This is a genomic window from Tardiphaga sp. 841_E9_N1_2 (assembly GCF_051811065.1).
GTDB lineage: Bacteria > Pseudomonadota > Alphaproteobacteria > Rhizobiales > Xanthobacteraceae > Tardiphaga > Tardiphaga robiniae.
Genome location: NZ_JBPWQC010000001.1, coordinates 3,253,568 through 3,270,285, shown reverse-complemented (window position 1 = coordinate 3,270,285; position 16,718 = coordinate 3,253,568). Strand labels below are relative to the sequence as shown.

16 protein-coding genes and 1 tRNA gene are annotated in these 16,718 nt (G+C 61.2%); 8 read left to right on the top strand and 9 right to left on the bottom strand.

Going from position 1 to position 16,718, the window contains the following annotated elements; all coding sequences use genetic code 11:
• Nucleotides 1–66: 66 nt before the first annotated feature.
• The 8 genes from AB8A50_RS15795 (at nucleotide 67) to AB8A50_RS15760 (ending at nucleotide 7,872) form a co-directional block, all read left to right on the top strand.
• Nucleotides 67–972 carry a branched-chain amino acid ABC transporter permease gene (locus tag AB8A50_RS15795; protein WP_089263793.1) on the top strand — a complete coding sequence of 302 codons (906 nt, stop codon included), beginning with the start codon at nucleotides 67–69 and terminating at the stop codon, nucleotides 970–972.
• Nucleotides 969–1,988: a branched-chain amino acid ABC transporter permease gene (locus AB8A50_RS15790; RefSeq protein ID WP_439078239.1), complete on the top strand. Its 1,020-nt coding sequence runs from the start codon at nucleotides 969–971 to the stop codon at nucleotides 1,986–1,988. The genes AB8A50_RS15795 and AB8A50_RS15790 overlap by 4 nt, the downstream gene beginning before the upstream one ends.
• Nucleotides 1,988–2,755 (top strand): ABC transporter ATP-binding protein, encoded by a 768-nt coding sequence (locus tag AB8A50_RS15785; protein ID WP_120288862.1) that lies wholly within the window; start codon nucleotides 1,988–1,990, stop codon nucleotides 2,753–2,755. The genes AB8A50_RS15790 and AB8A50_RS15785 overlap by 1 nt, the downstream gene beginning before the upstream one ends.
• Nucleotides 2,755–3,468 carry an ABC transporter ATP-binding protein gene (locus tag AB8A50_RS15780; RefSeq protein WP_439078238.1) on the top strand — a complete coding sequence of 238 codons (714 nt, stop codon included), beginning with the start codon at nucleotides 2,755–2,757 and terminating at the stop codon, nucleotides 3,466–3,468. The genes AB8A50_RS15785 and AB8A50_RS15780 overlap by 1 nt, the downstream gene beginning before the upstream one ends.
• Before the next feature lie 67 nt (nucleotides 3,469–3,535).
• The gene (locus AB8A50_RS15775) at nucleotides 3,536–4,321 is read left to right on the top strand and encodes an SDR family NAD(P)-dependent oxidoreductase (RefSeq protein ID WP_175368207.1); all 786 of its coding nucleotides are present in this window, start codon (nucleotides 3,536–3,538) and stop codon (nucleotides 4,319–4,321) included.
• Nucleotides 4,322–4,402: 81 nt separating this feature from the next.
• On the top strand, nucleotides 4,403–5,146 hold the full coding sequence (locus AB8A50_RS15770; protein WP_439078237.1) for an SDR family NAD(P)-dependent oxidoreductase: 744 nt from the start codon (nucleotides 4,403–4,405) through the stop codon (nucleotides 5,144–5,146).
• 613 nt (nucleotides 5,147–5,759) lie between these two features.
• Entirely contained in the window at nucleotides 5,760–7,100 is a 1,341-nt protein-coding gene (locus AB8A50_RS15765; RefSeq protein ID WP_439078236.1) for a site-specific DNA-methyltransferase, read from the top strand.
• Nucleotides 7,101–7,110: 10 nt separating this feature from the next.
• Complete coding sequence (locus AB8A50_RS15760) at nucleotides 7,111–7,872, top strand: DUF5681 domain-containing protein (RefSeq protein ID WP_439078235.1); 762 nt, start codon at nucleotides 7,111–7,113, stop codon at nucleotides 7,870–7,872.
• Between the two features lie 129 nt (nucleotides 7,873–8,001).
• On the opposite strand, the gene AB8A50_RS15755 is transcribed toward AB8A50_RS15760, so the two are convergent.
• The 9 genes from AB8A50_RS15755 to AB8A50_RS15715 all read right to left on the bottom strand — a co-directional run bounded on the left by AB8A50_RS15755 (nucleotide 8,002) and on the right by AB8A50_RS15715 (nucleotide 16,661).
• Nucleotides 8,002–8,550, bottom strand: a complete 549-nt coding sequence (locus AB8A50_RS15755) for a hypothetical protein (RefSeq protein WP_439078234.1) — start codon at nucleotides 8,548–8,550, stop codon at nucleotides 8,002–8,004.
• A gap of 499 nt (nucleotides 8,551–9,049) precedes the next feature.
• A tRNA-Gln gene (locus AB8A50_RS15750) sits at nucleotides 9,050–9,124 on the bottom strand.
• A 309-nt stretch (nucleotides 9,125–9,433) separates the two neighbouring features.
• Nucleotides 9,434–11,092, bottom strand: coding sequence for a urocanate hydratase (locus tag AB8A50_RS15745; RefSeq protein ID WP_439078233.1), 1,659 nt, complete (start codon nucleotides 11,090–11,092; stop codon nucleotides 9,434–9,436).
• Nucleotides 11,093–11,111: 19 nt separating this feature from the next.
• The gene (locus tag AB8A50_RS15740) at nucleotides 11,112–12,200 is read right to left on the bottom strand and encodes a DUF917 domain-containing protein (protein ID WP_439064917.1); all 1,089 of its coding nucleotides are present in this window, start codon (nucleotides 12,198–12,200) and stop codon (nucleotides 11,112–11,114) included.
• Nucleotides 12,201–12,264: 64 nt separating this feature from the next.
• Entirely contained in the window at nucleotides 12,265–13,644 is a 1,380-nt protein-coding gene (locus tag AB8A50_RS15735) for a dihydroorotase (RefSeq protein ID WP_439078232.1), read from the bottom strand.
• 64 nt (nucleotides 13,645–13,708) lie between these two features.
• Complete coding sequence (locus tag AB8A50_RS15730; protein WP_089266064.1) at nucleotides 13,709–14,368, bottom strand: amino acid ABC transporter permease; 660 nt, start codon at nucleotides 14,366–14,368, stop codon at nucleotides 13,709–13,711.
• On the bottom strand, nucleotides 14,368–15,069 hold the full coding sequence (locus AB8A50_RS15725) for an amino acid ABC transporter permease (RefSeq protein WP_199711958.1): 702 nt from the start codon (nucleotides 15,067–15,069) through the stop codon (nucleotides 14,368–14,370). The genes AB8A50_RS15730 and AB8A50_RS15725 overlap by 1 nt, the downstream gene beginning before the upstream one ends.
• A gap of 3 nt (nucleotides 15,070–15,072) precedes the next feature.
• Nucleotides 15,073–15,834, bottom strand: coding sequence for an amino acid ABC transporter ATP-binding protein (locus AB8A50_RS15720; RefSeq protein ID WP_120286992.1), 762 nt, complete (start codon nucleotides 15,832–15,834; stop codon nucleotides 15,073–15,075).
• The gene (locus tag AB8A50_RS15715) at nucleotides 15,831–16,661 is read right to left on the bottom strand and encodes a transporter substrate-binding domain-containing protein (protein WP_439078231.1); all 831 of its coding nucleotides are present in this window, start codon (nucleotides 16,659–16,661) and stop codon (nucleotides 15,831–15,833) included. The genes AB8A50_RS15720 and AB8A50_RS15715 overlap by 4 nt, the downstream gene beginning before the upstream one ends.
• Nucleotides 16,662–16,718 lie beyond the last annotated feature (57 nt).

The window sequence follows — 16,718 nt, the reverse complement described above, 5'->3', positions numbered from 1 at the left end:
CCGTTCGCGTCGGCCGGAACAGGCTCGTTCAGACCATCGAAGGTCAGACCATCAAAGGACTGCGCTGTGAACCTCGAAGCCCTTGCCTCCTGCCTGTCATCGTCAGCCTGCGCCGTGACGCAGATATCGACGGCGCTCATCATCGGCATGCTGCTGTTCATGGTGGCGTCCGGCCTGTCGCTGATCTTCGGCGTGCTCGGCGTCATCAATTTCGCCCATGGCGCGTTCTATATGGCTGGCGCCTATATCGCCTTCTTCACCTATCAGGCGACATCGAGCTTTTTACTGGCATTCCTGGCCGGCGCGCTCGGGGCAGGCCTGATCGGGGTCATCTTTGAGCGGTTCATCATCAGCAAGGTGTATGGCAAGGACATCCTGATGCAGTTGCTGGTTTGCTACGCCATCATCCTGATCTTCGACGATCTGGTGAAGATCATTGCCGGCCCGGAATACAAGATGATGGGCATGCCCGACGTGTTCGCGCTCCCGCCGCTTGAATTCGCCGGCGGCTTCGTTCCGGCCTATTACGTCTTCATGATCGTCGCGAGCCTGTCGATCGGCGCGATGCTCTGGCTCGCAATCGAGAAGACCCGGATCGGCAAGATCATCCGCGCCCTCGCCATCAATCCGCAGATGGTCGGCGCACTCGGGATCAACACGACGCTGCTCTACGCGGCCGTGTTTGGCGTCGGCAGCATGCTGGCGGGTATCGCCGGCTCCCTCGCGGCGCCGACACGCACATTGACGCCGGGTATGGGTCTATCGATCCTGATCGAAAGCTTCATCGTCACCGTGATCGGCGGGATGGGATCGATTGTCGGCGCGCTGATCGCAGCGTTACTCATCGGCTTCACGCGGGCCTTCGGAGCGATCGGCTTCCCGCTCTTCGTTGACGGGATCATGTTCGGCATGATGGCCGTCGTTCTGATCGTCAAGCCCAGCGGTCTGCTCGGCCGGGAGATCGCGCGATGATGAAAGCGGGGTTCCTGCGCGATCTGCTCTTTGCGGCTGCCGTGCTGATCGTTTTGATTGTCGTACCGTTCATCTTCACCAAGCCATCGCTGCGCGACTTCCTCATCTATGTGATGGCCTATGGCCTGCTGGCGATGTCGCTGAATCTCCTCGTGGGGCTCACGGGGCTGGTCTCGTTCGGACATGCGGCCTTCTTCGTGTCCGGCGCCTATATGTTCGGTCTGCTGATGCAGTCGGGCCGCGTGTCGATCCCCGTTGCAATTCTCGTCACGGTGCTCGGCACTGCGACGCTTGCGCTGGTGATCGGTGCGATCTGCGTGCGACTCAAGGAAATCTATTTCTCCTTCATCACGCTGGCCTTCCAGATGTTCATCCACTCGATCATCCTGACATGGGTCAGCTTGACCGGCGGGGATCAGGGCTTGCGCGGCGGCATTCCGCGGCCCCCGTTCTTCGGCATCGATCTCAGCAGCGGTGTGTCGCTTTATATCTTCTCGGCTTGCGTCTTCGTCGTCTGTATCCTGATCATGCGTCAGGTCTGGCAGTCGCCGTTCGGCTACACGCTGCGCTTGATCCGCGACAATCCGAACCGGGCCAATTACCTCGGCGTCGATATCGTTCGCATGAAGCTCGGCGTGTTCATCCTGGCCGGTGCGATGGCCAGCGTTGCCGGCATCCTGCTGTCGCTGTTCGTCTCCGGCGCCTATCCGGAATTCGGCTTCTGGACGACCTCGGGCGAGGCCATCTTCATGATCATGCTCGGCGGCTCGCAACTGTTCGTCGGGCCGATCATCGGCGCCATCCTGCTGCGCCTGCTCGAGCATTTCGTATCCATCTACACAGAATATCACGGCCTGGTGCTGGGCATCGTCATTCTGGCCATCGTGCTCGGTCTGCGGCAGGGCATCGCCGATTACATCGTCGAATTTCTGCAGCGACGCAAAGAGGCCAGGGCGGCTCCTGCCCAGGACGCTTCCGCCAAGGATGCCGCCTTCGCCAGGGAGAGGATTGCCTGATGCTCTCGGTGCAGAACCTCGACAAACGCTTTGGCGGTGTTCACGCCACGCGCAATGTCTCGATCGATTTTCCCGACGGCTCGCTCACGGCGATCATCGGACCGAATGGCGCAGGCAAGACCACTTTCTTCAACCTGATCTCGGGCGCGTTCCGGCCGAATTCGGGGAAGGTCATTTTCGACGGTCAGGATATCGTTGGTAAATCGAGCCTCGAGGTCGTGCGGCTTGGCATGACGCGGGCGTTCCAGGTCGCCGAGATCTTCCCCAGCCTGACCGTCACCGAGGCGATCATGGCGACGGTGATCTCTCATTTGCGCAAGTCATGGACCTTTCTGCGGCGGTTTCCTGTCGCGGAAGCCAAGGCGCGGACGGAAGAGATCATCGAACTGCTCGGGCTCGCGGACAAGGCGGGGACGCTCTCGCGCAATCTCTCCCATGGCGACCAGAAGCTGCTCGATATCGGCCTTGCGCTCGCCATGGAGCCAAAGGTGCTGCTGCTCGACGAGCCGACCGCGGGCATGGGGCCGGACGAGCGCTGGCGCATGATCGGCAAGGTGCAGCATCTGTGGCAGGTCAAGAAGATGACGGTGCTGTTCATCGAGCATGACATGGATATCGTCTTCAAGATCGCCCAGAAAATCCATGTGCTGAAATACGGCGCCGTGCTCGCGCAGGGCACGGCCAACGAGATCCGGCGCAATCAGGATGTCATCGACGCCTATCTCGGTGCCGATCACCATCTCTCCGCAGCAGTGGGAGAGGCATGATGACCAACCCGTTCCTCCATGTCGAAGCGGCAGACGTCTATTACGGTGCCAGCCAGATCCTGTTCGGCGTCGATCTCGCGGTCGAGCAGGGGCAAACCATGGCGCTGCTCGGCCGTAACGGCGCCGGCAAGTCGACCACGTTCAAGATGATCGCCGGCCTTGCGCCGCCACGCCGCGGCAAGATTGCGCTCGCAGGGCAGGGGCTGGCTGGTCGGCCGTCGTACAGGATCGCGCGCGCGGGGATCGGCTACGTTCCGGAGAACCGGCAGGTGTTCCCCGACCACACGGTCGATGACAATCTCATCGTCGCCGCCAAGAAGGGGCCGCGCGGCGACCATCACTGGAATCGCGAGCGCATCTATGAGGTGTTTCCGATCCTCGCCTCGATGAAGGACCGCCTGGCCGGCCGGCTGTCGGGTGGCGAGCAGCAGATGCTGACCATCGCCCGCACGCTGATGGGCAATCCCGATGTGTTGTTGCTCGACGAGCCCAGTGAGGGCCTCGCGCCGATCATCGTCCAGGCCATCGGCGAACTTATCAAGACGCTGCGCGGCATGGGCGTCACCATTCTGCTGGCCGAACAGAACATGCATTTCTGCCTGGGTATCGCGACCCATGCCACGGTGATCGACAAGGGCCAGATCGTGTATCGCGCGACCATAGATGAACTCAGGCACAACGAGGACATCAAGCAACGCTATCTTGCGGTCTAGCGCCGTCGCCATCGTCAAACGCGCAGCTTTGCTGCGTGCAACAAGAAACGGACAACGGGAGTGCAGGATGAAACGAGACGAGGGGCGCGGCCGCATCGCCGTGGTGACGGGCGGAGCAAGCGGAATCGGCCTAGCCACAGCCGGTATCTTGATCGAGCGCGGATGGCGCGTCGTCATTTCCGACATCAATGCGAAGGCCAATCAGGAATCTGCAGCGAAGATCCGCGCCGATTCAGTGCCGTTCGACGTGACTGATGAACAAGCGACCGAAACGGCTTTCGCGGATATCGAGGCGCGGCTGGGGCCGATCGAGGCGCTGTTCGCCAATGCCGGCGTGATCCAGTCCGGCGGCCGCGCGGAGAACCTGCCGCTCGCCGAATTCGACAAGGTGATCGCCGCAAATCTGCGCGGCGTCTACGTGTCCTGCCTCGCGGCCGGCAAGCGGATGGTCACGCGCGGCCGCGGAGGCATCGTGATCACCGGCTCGGTCACCGCGTCGCGCACAGCGCCGTTACACGCCTATGCGCCCTCAAAGGCTGCGGCCGTTCATATGGCGGCGTGCCTCGCGGCCGATTGGGGCCGTTCGGGTGTGCGCGTCAACGCAGTGTCGCCCGGCTATGTGGGAACGCCACCGGTGCTCGCCAACATCGAACGCGGGACGCGCGATCCGAAACTGCTGATCGAAGGCTCCGCGCTGGGACGCATGGTCGATCCGGAAGAAATCGGACGCGGCGTCGCGTTTCTACTGTCCGACGATGCGTCGGCGGTCACCGGGATCAATCTTCCGATCGATGCCGGCTGGCTCGCGAGTTCGCATCTGACGACCTATGGCGGCGTGCCGCCGGCGCGCTGATCGCCGTTACGTCAACCGAATTGAACACCGTACCCTGCGTGGGTTTGCAGAGGTGTGGCATCACAAACGGGAATTATCGTCATGCCGTCTTCTGAAAAATCCCCATTCGATCTCACCGGACAGCGCATTGTGATCGCGGGCGCGGCCGGCGGCATCGGCAGCGCCACGGCGAAGCTATGCGCACAGCAAGGCGCGACGCTTGTGCTGGTCGATATCGCGGGAAAAGATCGCATCCGCGAACGCGTCGGTGCCGAGCTTGCGGACCGCTCTGACATTCACAGCCTCGATACCGGCTCGCGCGCGGACGTCACCGCGCTCGCGAAGCAGACGGGCTCCGTCTATGGACTGATCGATACCGCAGCGATCGCGCCGCATGACGACTGGATGGCGGAAGACTGGGACGAGTCGCTTGATCGCGTCATTCGCGCCAATGCGAAGGGGCCGATCAATCTAACCCGCGCCTTCCTGCCCGGCATGATGGAGGCGGGCGAAGGCCGCATTGTGCTATGCGGATCGGTCGCCGGCTGGATGGGCGGCCTGCGCACCGGGCCGCATTATGCCTTTGCCAAAGGCGGCATCCATTCCTTCGTGCGCTGGCTGGCGAGCAAGGCCGCACCGCGCAACGTCCTCGTGAACGGCATTGCGCCGGGGCCGGTAGAGACCGCGATGACCGAGGGCAAAGGCTATGACACGTCGCTTTATCCGTTGAAGCGCATGGCGAAGGCGGAAGAGATCGCCGCGACCGCGGTGTTTCTGTGTGGCGCTGGCAGTGGTTACGCCTCCGGTGCGATTTTCGATATTAACGGGGCGACCCACTTCCATTGACTGCTGCGGGCGCTGATCGCCTGCAGGACGCGGCGGATCTGCGCGCTGCGCCACCCACGATAACGCGGCCTGGCGTGTCATCAAGAAGATAGGGCGGCACGCATTGTTTCGCCGCAATAGGTGCGGTCACATCCGCCGATCCGCCGGCTTGCGAGACAAAGGGATGTCACCTATTCGCTTGCAAGGTCTATGTCCGCTCATGGCGCAAAGCGGACATAAGCTTTCTATGCGGTCGCCGAACTCGCACCTTTTAGTCACATTCGTTCATCGTTGCTTCTTTGGCTGAAGTGAGCCTTCCCGATCGGCGCACGACATCCACCAACAGCTGACATTCCATATCGCCCATTGTGCGAATACGGTGAGAATATCTCTTCAGTTGTCTTCTTCAGAATGTCCGGTTAGTCTGCTATTAGCAAACGCGCTTTGGCTTGCCCTTGCGCTGACTTCGCTAACCGAGTCTTGCCGGCGATGCCGGCCTTTCAAGTCTAGAGCGGATCGCTCGGCTTGCGAGAATCTATCAGCACACGCGATGCGGTGCAGATGTGAGTGACTTGCTTCTACCTCCCCTCAATTTATAGCGCGCAGAGAGCCTTTCTCTGCCGAAGGAGAAGCTATGTCTTCCGAACGCAAAACTATGTCTACTATCGGCCCGTGCATCGATATGCCCGTTGCCAGTCTCAAACCAAATGGTCACAATGCACGAACGCACTCCAGGAAGCAGGTCAAGCAGATTGCGCGGAGCATCCAGGAGTTCGGTTTCACAAATCCGATCATCGCTGACGAAAGTGGAACCATTATTGCTGGACATGGGCGGCTTGCGGCCGCGCAGACTCTCGGCCTGAACCAGCTCCCTGTCATCACGGTCTCCGGGTTGTCCGAAGCTCGTAAACGAGCCTTGATTCTGGCGGACAACAAAATCGCCAGCAATGCTGGCTGGGATCGCGAGAAGCTCGCGATCGAGATTCCAGAACTGACTGCGCTGCTCCAAGCCGAAGAAATCGAGATCACTGTGACTGGCTTTGAAGCCCCGGAAATTGACCAACTGTTGGTCGATTTCGACGAAAACGGAAGCGATCCGATCGACAACATCGAGGCAGAACTCGGCAAGCCAGTTAGTCGAGAAGGAGATCTGTGGACCCTCGGATGCCACCGTTTGCTCTGCGGAAATGCCCGGAGTGAAGACGACATCGATCGATTGATGGCCGGCGACCTCGCCTCCATGGCATTTTTGGATCCACCATATAACGTTGCCGTTCACAGCGTTGTTGGGCGGGGCCAGACAAAGCACAGAGAATTTGCCGAGGCCTCGGGCGAACAGAGCTCGAGCGAATTTATTGCTTTTCTCCAGACGGCTTTGAACAACGCCAAACGAGTTTCGCGCGGCGGCGCTCTCCACTACGTATGCATGGACTGGCGGCATATCGGCGAGCTCATCACAGCCGGCGCCCTCACTTACGACGAGCACGTGAACACCGCGATTTGGGTCAAAACGAATGCCGGCCAGGGCAGCTTCTATCGCAGTCAGCACGAAGAAGTGCTGGTGTTTCGCGTGGGAGAAACGCCGCATCTCAACAACGTTGAACTCGGACGTCACGGCCGTTCGCGCAGCAACGTGTGGACATATCCCGGCGCGAACACTTTCCGCAAAGGGCGCATGGATGATTTGCGAAGTCATCCGACTGTGAAACCCGTTCAACTGATCAGCGATGCCATGCGAGATTGTACGAAGCGGCGCGACATTGTGCTCGATACGTTCTGCGGGTCGGGAACGACTATCTTGGCGGCTGAACGGGTGGGGCGGCTCGCTTACGCGATGGAGATCGATCCCATTTACGTGGATGTCGCCATCCGTCGCTGGCAAGCCCTCACCGGTAAGGATGCGGTACACCACGACACCGGCCGGACTTTCTATGAACTGACCGTCGACGATAGTTGTGATCTGAAGGTTAAATAAGGAACCGATCATGAGCGAACAAGACAATGATGGGCCGTTCGGTGACGACGACAGCAAAGCCGGATACGGGAGGCCGCCGAAGCATTCGCGATTCAAAAAGGGGCAATCGGGAAACACCCGTGGCCGCCCCAAAGGGGCAAAGAACAAGCCGCCCGCCCCGGATGATCTCGCCAAGATTGTCGCCGAAGAAGGTTCTCGGCTCATGAAGGTCAAACGAGATGGCGAGAGTGAAATGATGTCTACTGCTCGGCTCATCACTCGAAAGGTTATGATGGACGCGGCGGCCGGCAATCATCGCTCACAAAAGCTCGCACTCACTTTGATGGCGCAGTCACGGGATAAGCGGCTCGATAGAGATGCGGCCACATTCGCCGAGGCATTCAAATACAAGACTTTCTGTCAAGAACGGATCGCGGAGGCTCAGAGATCAGGAAAGCCGTCCCCCCATTTTTCCCCGCATCCCGATTCAATTGTTTTGGACTTCGAAACTCAAGAGGTACGCTGCCTTGAGTTGATGCCGGATGCCTACGAACTGATGCGCGGTTACGAGCATTCGCTCGCGTACTTTCAGACAGCGGCCTACGATATTTGCAAAGGTGGTTACGACGCGGACCACGGTCAGATTCTCTTCGAAGAACTGGTGCACGTCTTTGAACAAATGAAAATCGTTTCGAAGGCACTCGGCATTCCCTGGAGCGAGAACGAACGCAGAGGCCCCGACTTCAAGCGCCTTCGACGGCTCAAAGACAAAGTGCTGGCTGACGTTACGTAAAGTGGACAAAAGGGCGGCGGACGGTCGTTCACCGCCCTTCAACGTTCCAAATTGACGGGGTTTTTGAAGAGCTCGGCCTGCCAAATATCGCTCTGCTGCATACCTGACGATAGTCCGCTCCTATCGTCATCAGTAGGTGATCCGATTGCCGTTCGGCAGAGTGAACGAAAATATATAGCCCCAGAGTGTCGCTCCGGTTCCATTCGGAAGACGCAGACGAACCTTCCAAGGCTCCGTCTGGCTGTTCTCGACAGGCTCGATTTTGATCACATCGATTCCAGCCGGGACGCTCCAGCAGTTCAAGCTTTTTAGCCAGGCCTCATCCGTTAAAGCTGCCACAGCTTCTTTCAGATCGAAGGGGTTCACGCAAAGGACCGCCGCCGTTGACGTCTTGAATTTCACACTGAAATAGCCGTCCTCGTTGCCTGCAATCAGAACAACGCTAGCCCTTCTTTCCGTCAGATAATCTGGATGCTGGAGAAGAGAAGACTGGCCAGATCGAATACAGATGACGCCCAGGCCGATCCCGGCCTTTTTCAATCCATCGATGTACGCAGCGACGAATGAGTTTTCGTCTCCGCTATAAGTAAATTCCTTGTCAGTCTTTGTATGCAGGTGGAAATCTGCCCGCAGCCATGTGCTGCCGTTTGCAAAGGGACCAAGATCGTCCATTGCCATGTAAATCCTCATTTAAGTATACACGCAGGGGTAGCATGGAACTGCCTAAAGACCAAAATCTCTGAGCATGGTGCACTGCGGCGAGAGGGGAAATCTCTACATCTCGCGCCTGGTTTAGTAGCCAAACGCTGACCAGCTCACGGGTAGGGGGCTTCCTCTCACCCGCAAACGCTAGTCCATGGTTCGATGCCGGCGGAGCGGGAAGGCATCAAGCTCGGCTCGTGGATGTCAAAGGGCGGCGAAACGCCCTTCGGTCGATGGGTACACGGAGAGCGGAAGTCTCCCGCGCGTGGTTCGGGCGGCATTGGCGATCGAACGGGTCTCCAACCGCAATCTTCCCAAAATGGTAATTTTCAAACTGTCGGCCGGAGACTTTGGGGAGTTTGGCGGTGCGCAGGGTCGATCGCGCCAGCCAGAGACTTATCCAAATGCATCAAAGCCGGCCAAATACCGGCCTTTCTCGTCAAATCCGGCGATCTGGCTAAACGCCCGGACTGCTTGGCTGGGGCGGGAGGATTCGAACCTCCGCATGGGGGAATCAAAATCCCCTGCCTTACCACTTGGCGACGCCCCAAAGGCCAAGGCGGTAAAGGGCCGGCTGGGCCCACGGATCGCTTTGGCTCCGCCGGTCTATAGAGAGAGCTCCGCAATTTCAACCACCTGACAGCGGTGTTCCCCGCTTCTGGAAGCGACTGACTTTTGTGCAATTGGGGTGTCGGCGTCTGCCGGCGCGCGTGAGCCCCTGACGCACTGAATTTTCCGATTTTCGCGGTCGCATATTGGGCGATAGGGCCTGTGAGCTGGCGCGAAGCGAAGTTCCCAAAGCTTGTCCGCGGGCGGGCTCTCGCCCAACACGCTATAGAATGTGTTCGGAACGACCGTTCTAGAGTTGTATATGCGGGATGTGCTTGAGCGAGACCTCGTCGACGGCCTCGCCATACCCCGCATCCGCGTAGCGGATGACGCCGAGGCCGGTGTCGTTGTCGAGGCTCATGGCGAGTCGTTCTGCCGCGGCGGCCGTGCCGTCGGCGATCAGGGTGACGCCGGCGCTGGTCATGTAGCCGGCATAGCCGCCGCCGCCGGAATGAACGGCGACGAGATCGGCCTGGGATGAACACAGCGCCATCGCGTCGAGCAGCGGCCAGTCAGCGATGGCATCCGAGCCGTCGCGCATGTTCTCGGTCATGATGTTCGGATGCGCCATGCCGGCGGCGTCGAGATGATCGCGCGAGAAGGCGACCGGTCCCTTGAGCGTGCCATTGGCAACGAGTTCATTCACGCCCAGCGCCAGTTCACTGCGCTCGCCATGACCGAGCCAGGCGATGCGTGCCGGCAGGCCTTCGAAAGGCACATACTGGCGAGCGAGCTTGATCCAGTTCGAGACGATCTGATTGTTGCCGAACAGGCGCAGCACGAGATCGTCGATGGCAGCGATATCCTTGGGGTCGCCCGAAAGCGCCATCCAGCGGAACGGACCGATGGCGCGCGCAAAGAGCGGGCGCAGATAGGCTTCCGTGAAAATGGGGATATCAAAGGCATTTGCGACGCCGCCTTCCTTGGCGTGAGTGCGAATGAGATTGCCGTTGTCGAACACTTCCGCGCCGCGCGCCTGAAAGGTCAGCATGGCGCGCACATGGTCGACAATCGACGCGCGGCTCTCCGCCATCAACTGTTCGGGCGCGGTCTTGCGCATGGCACGCGCCTCGTCGAGCGATCGGGTCCGAGGTACATAGCCGAACACCAGATCGTGGGCCGCGGTCTGGTCGGTCACCACATCGGGGGTGATGCCGCGCTGGGCGATTTCCGGATAGATATCGGCGGCATTGCCGACAAGGCCGACCGACAATGCGCGACGCTTGGCCTTCGCGACGGCGATCATGTCCAGCGCAGAATCAAGATCCGGCGCGATCACTTCGAGATAACCGATCTCCTTGCGCTTGCGCGCGCACTCCGGATCGATGTCGACGGTGAGGATCGCCGCACCGGCCATGCGGCCTGCGAGCGGCTGCGAACCGCCCATGCCACCGAGCCCGGCGGTGAGGATGAAGCGCCCCGCGAGCGTGCCGCCAAAACGGCGCTCAGCGATACGCATGAAAATCTCGTAGGTGCCCTGAATGACGCCCTGCGAGCCGATATATTGCCAGGCGCCGGCGGTGAGTCCGCCCCAGCAGATCAGACCCTTGCGTTCGAGTTCGTAGAAGATCTCGGCCTTGGCCCATTGTCCCACGATGTTGCAATTCGCCATGATGACCAGCGGCGCCTTGGCGTGCGTGCGCAGCAGGCCGACCGGCTTGCCGGACTGGATGACGAGCGTCTGGTCTTCCTCCATGGTCGTCAGCTCCTGCACGATCGCCTTGTGTGCTGGCCAGTTACGGGCCGCGCGCCCCAGCGCCGCATAGACGACGAGGTTCGACGGATCCTCACCGACCGCGAGCACGTTTTCCAGAAGGCGCAACAGACCTTCCTGCCGCCAGCCCTTGGCGCGCAGCTTTGGGCCGCCAGGAATCGGAAAATCGGGGTGCCGTGGATTCGCTGATGTCATGGCGGACTCCTGTCGTGTCTCAGGCCAGTGCGTAGCGTGCGATCTCGATGCCCATGGCGCGTTCGACGGAGGGATAGACCGCCGGATCCTTGACGCTGGAGGCAAGCGGAATGATCGTCTTCGGCACATGGAACAGATGCACGTTCATGCCGACTTCGAGATGGCCGACGCTCATCGGCTCGGCCTCGTCGGACAGCGTGGCGATGATGTCCGGGAAGGTCGCGAGACGCTTACCATTTGCATCGACGATGGCCATGTATTCGTTCATCACATGCAGCGTGATGGCGCGGTCGCCTTCGCCGATGGTCAGGGTGCCGATGTCGAAGGCTTCCGGTGTGTAGACCACATTCTTTGCGGTGATCTTGCCGCTGCCGAGGATGGAGCCGCCGGTGTCCTTGCAGATCGCGTCGATCACGGCAGTCGCTCCTTTCGGCTCGGCGGCGAGGATGGCTTCACCGAGGCGCAGCGCTAGCGAGATGCCGCCGAGAGCAGCGTTGTCGCGCACATAGGACGCGCGCACCGGATTGCGGCAGGAGGCAATGAAGCCGCCAGACATGTCGCCGGCCGTACGCAGGATCGGCGACACCTTGGCGGTGGCGCCGCGCACTGTGAGTTCGATATAGCGGTTCTCGGCGCGGTTGCCGCCGGCGGCTGTCTGGATCATCGGCTCGGGCGAGCCGGCAAGGCCGATCGATCCCATGTCGCCGGTCGGATGCGCGCGCATGTCGCCGACGGCATCGACCACCTTGGTGCCGAGCAGTGCCGATGGTAGCCACGCATTCATGGTGGACGACTTGCCATTCTGGCCGATGATGAGGCCTTTCAGCGGTTCACCCAGCGCGTCCTGCAGCAGTTGCACCGCGCGGACGTAATCCTTGCCCTGCATCTCCCAGGCGGTGGTCGATGCCGGCGCGCCGATCGCAGCGGCTGTGGCGACCCAGTCGTCATCGTCGAGTTCGTCGATCGACACGAGTTCGGGCTTGCCGACGAGAATCGCAGCGCGGCCGAGCATGCGCCCGTGATCCGCCCAGCCGCCGCCACCGGCAGCGTAGACACCGCCGCCGCGCACGGCGGCTTCAATATCGCGTTCGGTCAGAATACGTCCCATCGGAATGTCTCCTCGGCAGATGTTCTTGTGTTCGATACGTGGTCGGTGATCGGAACGGCGGGCGTCACGCCACCGGCAGTCGCTCTGAGAGAAGCAGCGGTGGCCGCACGAATTGTCCGCTGCCAGGTTCGGCGAGAACCTTGCTGCCATCGAAAGCAAGCTGGCCGCGCACGTAGGTCGCAGCCACGGTCCACGGCAGCGTGATACCGTTATAGGGGGACCAGCCGACCACGTTGTTGCCGCTTGCGGCACCGTCATAGACGATGGGCTTGTCCACCAGCACGGTGATGTCGGCGTCTAGGTCAGGCGCCAGCGCGCCCTTGCGATCGTCGATGCGGAAGTGCCGCGCCGGATTGAACGACATCAGCTTCGCGGCATGGGTCAGCGGCAATTTGCGTTCGACGAGGCCCTTTACCAGCAGCGGTACCATGGCTTCGAGGCCGGGGACGCCGGACGCGTTGGCGAGCATGTCCGGATTCACCTTGCGGTCCTCCGACCAACTCACGTGATCGGTCGAGACCAGCGAGACGCGTCCGGCTGCAAGCTCTGCCCACAGCGCCTCGACATCGGCGCGGGGGCGCACCGGCGGATTGATCTTGGCCTTGCCGCCGAGGCGGGAGACGTCGTTCTCCTCGTCGAGCACGAGATAGTGGATGCAGCATTCCACCGTGGCGTGATGACCCTCGGAGCGATACCACGCCGCAATGTCATAACCGCGTGCGACAGAGCAATGCACCACATGGGCGGGACAACCGGTCTCGGCGCCGGTCTCATAGATCTGCAGCATCGCGAGGATTTCGGCGAGCGGCGGGCGCGACATGGCATGGGCGCGCCAGTCGGTGACGCCCTTGGCCTTCACCTTGACGACGGCATCGCGGATGAATTCGTCGTCCTCGTTGTGAACGCCGGCGGCGAGGCCGGTCGGCGCAATGGCGGCGAAGCAGTCGGCGAGCAGCGGCGCGGGGATGCGTGGAAAGCGCTTGGGGTCAGTGCCGAAGGTGGAGAACTTGAAGGCGGCGACGCCGGCCTTCGCCTGTTCGGCGATGCGTGCCGGACCCTCTTCGGGGTCGATGGTGCCATAGAGCGCGAAATCCACGCGCGCCTGTTTGCTCGCATGGGTGATCTTGCGCTCGACCGCAGCAGCGGAACAAACCAGATCGCCTTCGTCATAGGGCATGTCGACGATAGTGGTCACACCGCCGGCTGCGGCGGAGCGCGTCGACCAGACGAAGTCTTCCTGGTTGCGCTGTGACAGCGAGTGGACCTGTGCGTCGATGGCGCCGGGCAGGATCATGCCTGACTTGAAATCCTGCCGCTCGCGCGCGGCCGGCGGCGTACCTTCACCGACGGCGCCGACGCGCCCGTCGCGGACCGCGACCCAGCCGTTCTCGATGATGCTGTCGTGACCGATCACCTTGCCGGTAAGAACCAGATCGAAATCCATGTGCAACTCCACATTCGCCGCCGGCGAGCCGGCTTGTCGTGATGGCCCTGCCGGACCGTATGTTCTAGAGCCTGTGTTCCAACCGCGCGATCAGGCGCACGACCGGCAACAGCAAGAGCAGATAGATGATGGCCGCGAGGATCAGCGGCGATGAGTTGTAAGTGAGCGAGCGCGCCAGATTGGCGGAATGCAGCAGCTCCGGCACCGAGATGACGCTGGCCAGCGTCGTGAGCTTCACCAGCTCGACCGTGTTCGAGAGCAAATCGGGTAGCACGTTGCGGATCGCCTGCGGCAGCGTCACGTAAAGCAATGTCTGTGTGGCGGAGAGTCCGGTCGACCGCGCGGCCTCGCGCTGGCCCTTCGGCACGCTAACCATGCCGGCGCGATAGATCTCACCGTAGTAACTTGCCGAATTGATCAGGAAGGCAACGGCGACTGCTACCAGCGCGGGCACGCGCAGTCCAATGAAGGGCAAGCCTGCATAGACGAAGACCAGCAGCACGAGCGGCGGAAAGGCGCGGAAGAAATCGACGGCGGCGATCGCCGGCCAACGCAGCAGGCGATAGGGGCTGGTGGTCAGCAACATCACGAGGATACCGCTGACGAGGCCGATCGGGATCAGGAACGAGCACAGCAGAAGCGTCTGCAGCAAGCCCTGCAGCAGGAACGGTGCCACCTTCGCCATGACGTCGAGATTGAAGAATTCCTGCGTGAACTGTTCCATCAGTGCTCACCCCACCGATAGTTGCGTTCGAGCGTGCGAGAGGCGATCACCAGTGGAATGAAGACCAGCACGTAAAGTAGCGCGCCCATGGTCAGCGGCGTCGCATTGGCGGACATCGACAGTGCGGAATTGGCGCGGCCAAGAATCTCGTTGACACCGATGGCGCTGCCAAGCGCGAGGTTCTTGGTGATGGAGATCGCGCGGTTGGTGAGCGGCGGAATGCCGAGGCGGACCGCCTGCGGCAGGATCACATAGCGCAGCGTCTGAGCGAAGGTGAGCCCTGTTGAGCGCGCGGCCAACCACTGGCCCTTCGGCACTGAGGTAATGCCGGCCCAGAAGATCTCTTCGGCAAAGGCCGCAAGCACCGCGCCGAGGGACATCCACAGCACGATGAGGCTGGGCAGGACGATGCCGATATTTGGGAAGCCGAAGAATAATACCAGGATGATTGCGAGCGGCGGCAGGGAGCGGAAGATATCGACGAACACGATGATGAGAAAATTGACCGGCTTCCAGCCGATCGCCCGGAGCGCCGCGAGGCCGAAGCCGGCGCCGATACCGGTGATGACCACTGCGAGACCGGCAAGAATGGTAACGCCGGCGCCCTGCAAAATCTCCCAGCCGTACTTCATCGCGATATCCGCATTGAAGAAGGTGAAGACGAAACGGTCCCAGTTGCTCATCGCGTCGGCGGCGGTCATGACCTAGTGCCTGATCTGCGCGAGGAAACGTTTGGTGCGATCTTCCTGCGGCCGGAGGAAAACGTCTTCGGCACTGCCTTGCTCGATGACGAGACCGCCATCGAGGAACACGACCTTGTCGGCGGCCTCGCGGGCGAAATTCATCTCGTGGCTGGCGATCACCATGGTGATGCCGCGGGCACGCAGATCCTTGACGACGGCGAGCACGCTGCCGACGAGTTCAGGGTCGAGTGCCGAGGTCGGCTCATCCATCAGGATGATCTTGGGATTGAGCGCGAGCGAGCGCGCAATGCCGATGCGTTGCTGTTGGCCGCCGGAGAGCTGCGCGGGATAGGACGCGGCCTTGTCAGGCAGGCCCACCAGCGCCAGCATCTCCGCGGCACGGGCATTGGCGTCGGCTGTGCTCATGCCGGCGACCTTGCGCAGGGCCAGCGTGATGTTCTTCTGCACGGTGAGGTGCGGATAAAGGTTGAAGCTCTGGAATACCATGCCGATCTGTCGCCGTGCGGCATTGATATCGGTGCGCGGCGACAAAAGGTCGACATTGTCCATGATGATGGAGCCGCCATCCGGCTCCTCCAGACGATTGCAGCAGCGCAGCAAAGTGCTCTTGCCCGAACCGGATGGGCCGATCAGAAAGACCAGCTTGCCCGGCTCAACCAGAAGATCGACGCCCTTCAGGACTTCGGTGGTGCCGAAGCTCTTCCGGACGCCGCGTGCTTCAAGCAGATAGCGGGGTACAGGCGCTGCTGCTGCCGAACTCATGAACAGGTCGGCTTCTGCTCGGTCGCGTCATAGCCGGCAACGCCTGGTGCGCCATAGCCGGGATAGATGGTGGTGGTCGCTGAACCGGCCTCTGGCTCGACACCGAACCACTTCACGTAGAGTTTCTTCAACGTGCCATCCTGCTTCATGCAGACCAGTGCGTCTTCGAGTTTGTTGCGCAATTCAGTATTGCCGTTGCGCAGCGGCATGCTCCAGACGAGGCCCGTCTTGTAGAGAAAGGCATTCTTCAGCCGCGGATTGTTCTTCACGATCCAGGCGACGACGGTGGCGGCCGAGATGTTGGCGTCGGCACGGCCGGCGAGCACGGCCTGCGCCGCGTCGGTGCTGGTGGCGAAGGATTCCGACTTCCAGCCATATTTGGCGGCGTTGTCGTTGACCCATTTCTCGTAGATCGCGCCTTTCTGCACGGCGATGGTCTTGCCGGAGAGATCTTCGAGCTTGGTGATGGGAGGTGCCGAAGCGAGCGTCATGAAACGATAGTCGGCGTCGACGAAGCCTTCCATGAACAGCAACTGCTGCGCGCGCTCGGGCGTGACGGTCACCACAGCGGCGAGGAAGTCGTAGGTGCCGGCCTGAAGTGCCGGAAGGAGGCCTGCGAACTGCGCGCCTTCCACCGTGATCGGGCGTTTGATGCGCTTCGACATTTCATCAACGACGTCGATATTGAAGCCTTCAAGGCCGCCTGACAGTTTGGGCATGGCATGCGGCGCGAAGGTCGAGTCGATCGCGGACTTCAGTTCCTGCGTCTGAGCGAATGCGGGGCTGGCCAAAGCCAGAAGCCCGGCGGCAAGGATCATTGCTTTCATCGAACACCTCCATTGGTGCGGCCAGGCCAAGCCGGCAGCTGGCTCCGCGGTCCTTGT

Excerpts from the sequence above, each read along its gene's own strand:
- AB8A50_RS15790 (WP_439078239.1), top strand. The coding sequence starts at position 969 with ATGATGAAAGCGGGGTTCCTGCGCGATCTGCTCTTTGCGGCTGCCGTG.
- AB8A50_RS15785 (WP_120288862.1), top strand. The coding sequence starts at position 1,988 with ATGCTCTCGGTGCAGAACCTCGACAAACGCTTTGGCGGTGTTCACGCC.
- AB8A50_RS15780 (WP_439078238.1), top strand. The coding sequence starts at position 2,755 with ATGACCAACCCGTTCCTCCATGTCGAAGCGGCAGACGTCTATTACGGT.
- AB8A50_RS15775 (WP_175368207.1), top strand. The coding sequence starts at position 3,536 with ATGAAACGAGACGAGGGGCGCGGCCGCATCGCCGTGGTGACGGGCGGA.
- AB8A50_RS15770 (WP_439078237.1), top strand. The coding sequence starts at position 4,403 with ATGCCGTCTTCTGAAAAATCCCCATTCGATCTCACCGGACAGCGCATT.
- AB8A50_RS15765 (WP_439078236.1), top strand. The coding sequence starts at position 5,760 with ATGTCTTCCGAACGCAAAACTATGTCTACTATCGGCCCGTGCATCGAT.
- AB8A50_RS15760 (WP_439078235.1), top strand. The coding sequence starts at position 7,111 with ATGAGCGAACAAGACAATGATGGGCCGTTCGGTGACGACGACAGCAAA.
- AB8A50_RS15755 (WP_439078234.1), bottom strand. The coding sequence starts at position 8,550 with ATGGCAATGGACGATCTTGGTCCCTTTGCAAACGGCAGCACATGGCTG.
- AB8A50_RS15745 (WP_439078233.1), bottom strand. The coding sequence starts at position 11,092 with ATGACATCAGCGAATCCACGGCACCCCGATTTTCCGATTCCTGGCGGC.
- AB8A50_RS15740 (WP_439064917.1), bottom strand. The coding sequence starts at position 12,200 with ATGGGACGTATTCTGACCGAACGCGATATTGAAGCCGCCGTGCGCGGC.
- AB8A50_RS15735 (WP_439078232.1), bottom strand. The coding sequence starts at position 13,644 with ATGGATTTCGATCTGGTTCTTACCGGCAAGGTGATCGGTCACGACAGC.
- AB8A50_RS15730 (WP_089266064.1), bottom strand. The coding sequence starts at position 14,368 with ATGGAACAGTTCACGCAGGAATTCTTCAATCTCGACGTCATGGCGAAG.
- AB8A50_RS15725 (WP_199711958.1), bottom strand. The coding sequence starts at position 15,069 with ATGACCGCCGCCGACGCGATGAGCAACTGGGACCGTTTCGTCTTCACC.
- AB8A50_RS15720 (WP_120286992.1), bottom strand. The coding sequence starts at position 15,834 with ATGAGTTCGGCAGCAGCAGCGCCTGTACCCCGCTATCTGCTTGAAGCA.
- AB8A50_RS15715 (WP_439078231.1), bottom strand. The coding sequence starts at position 16,661 with ATGAAAGCAATGATCCTTGCCGCCGGGCTTCTGGCTTTGGCCAGCCCC.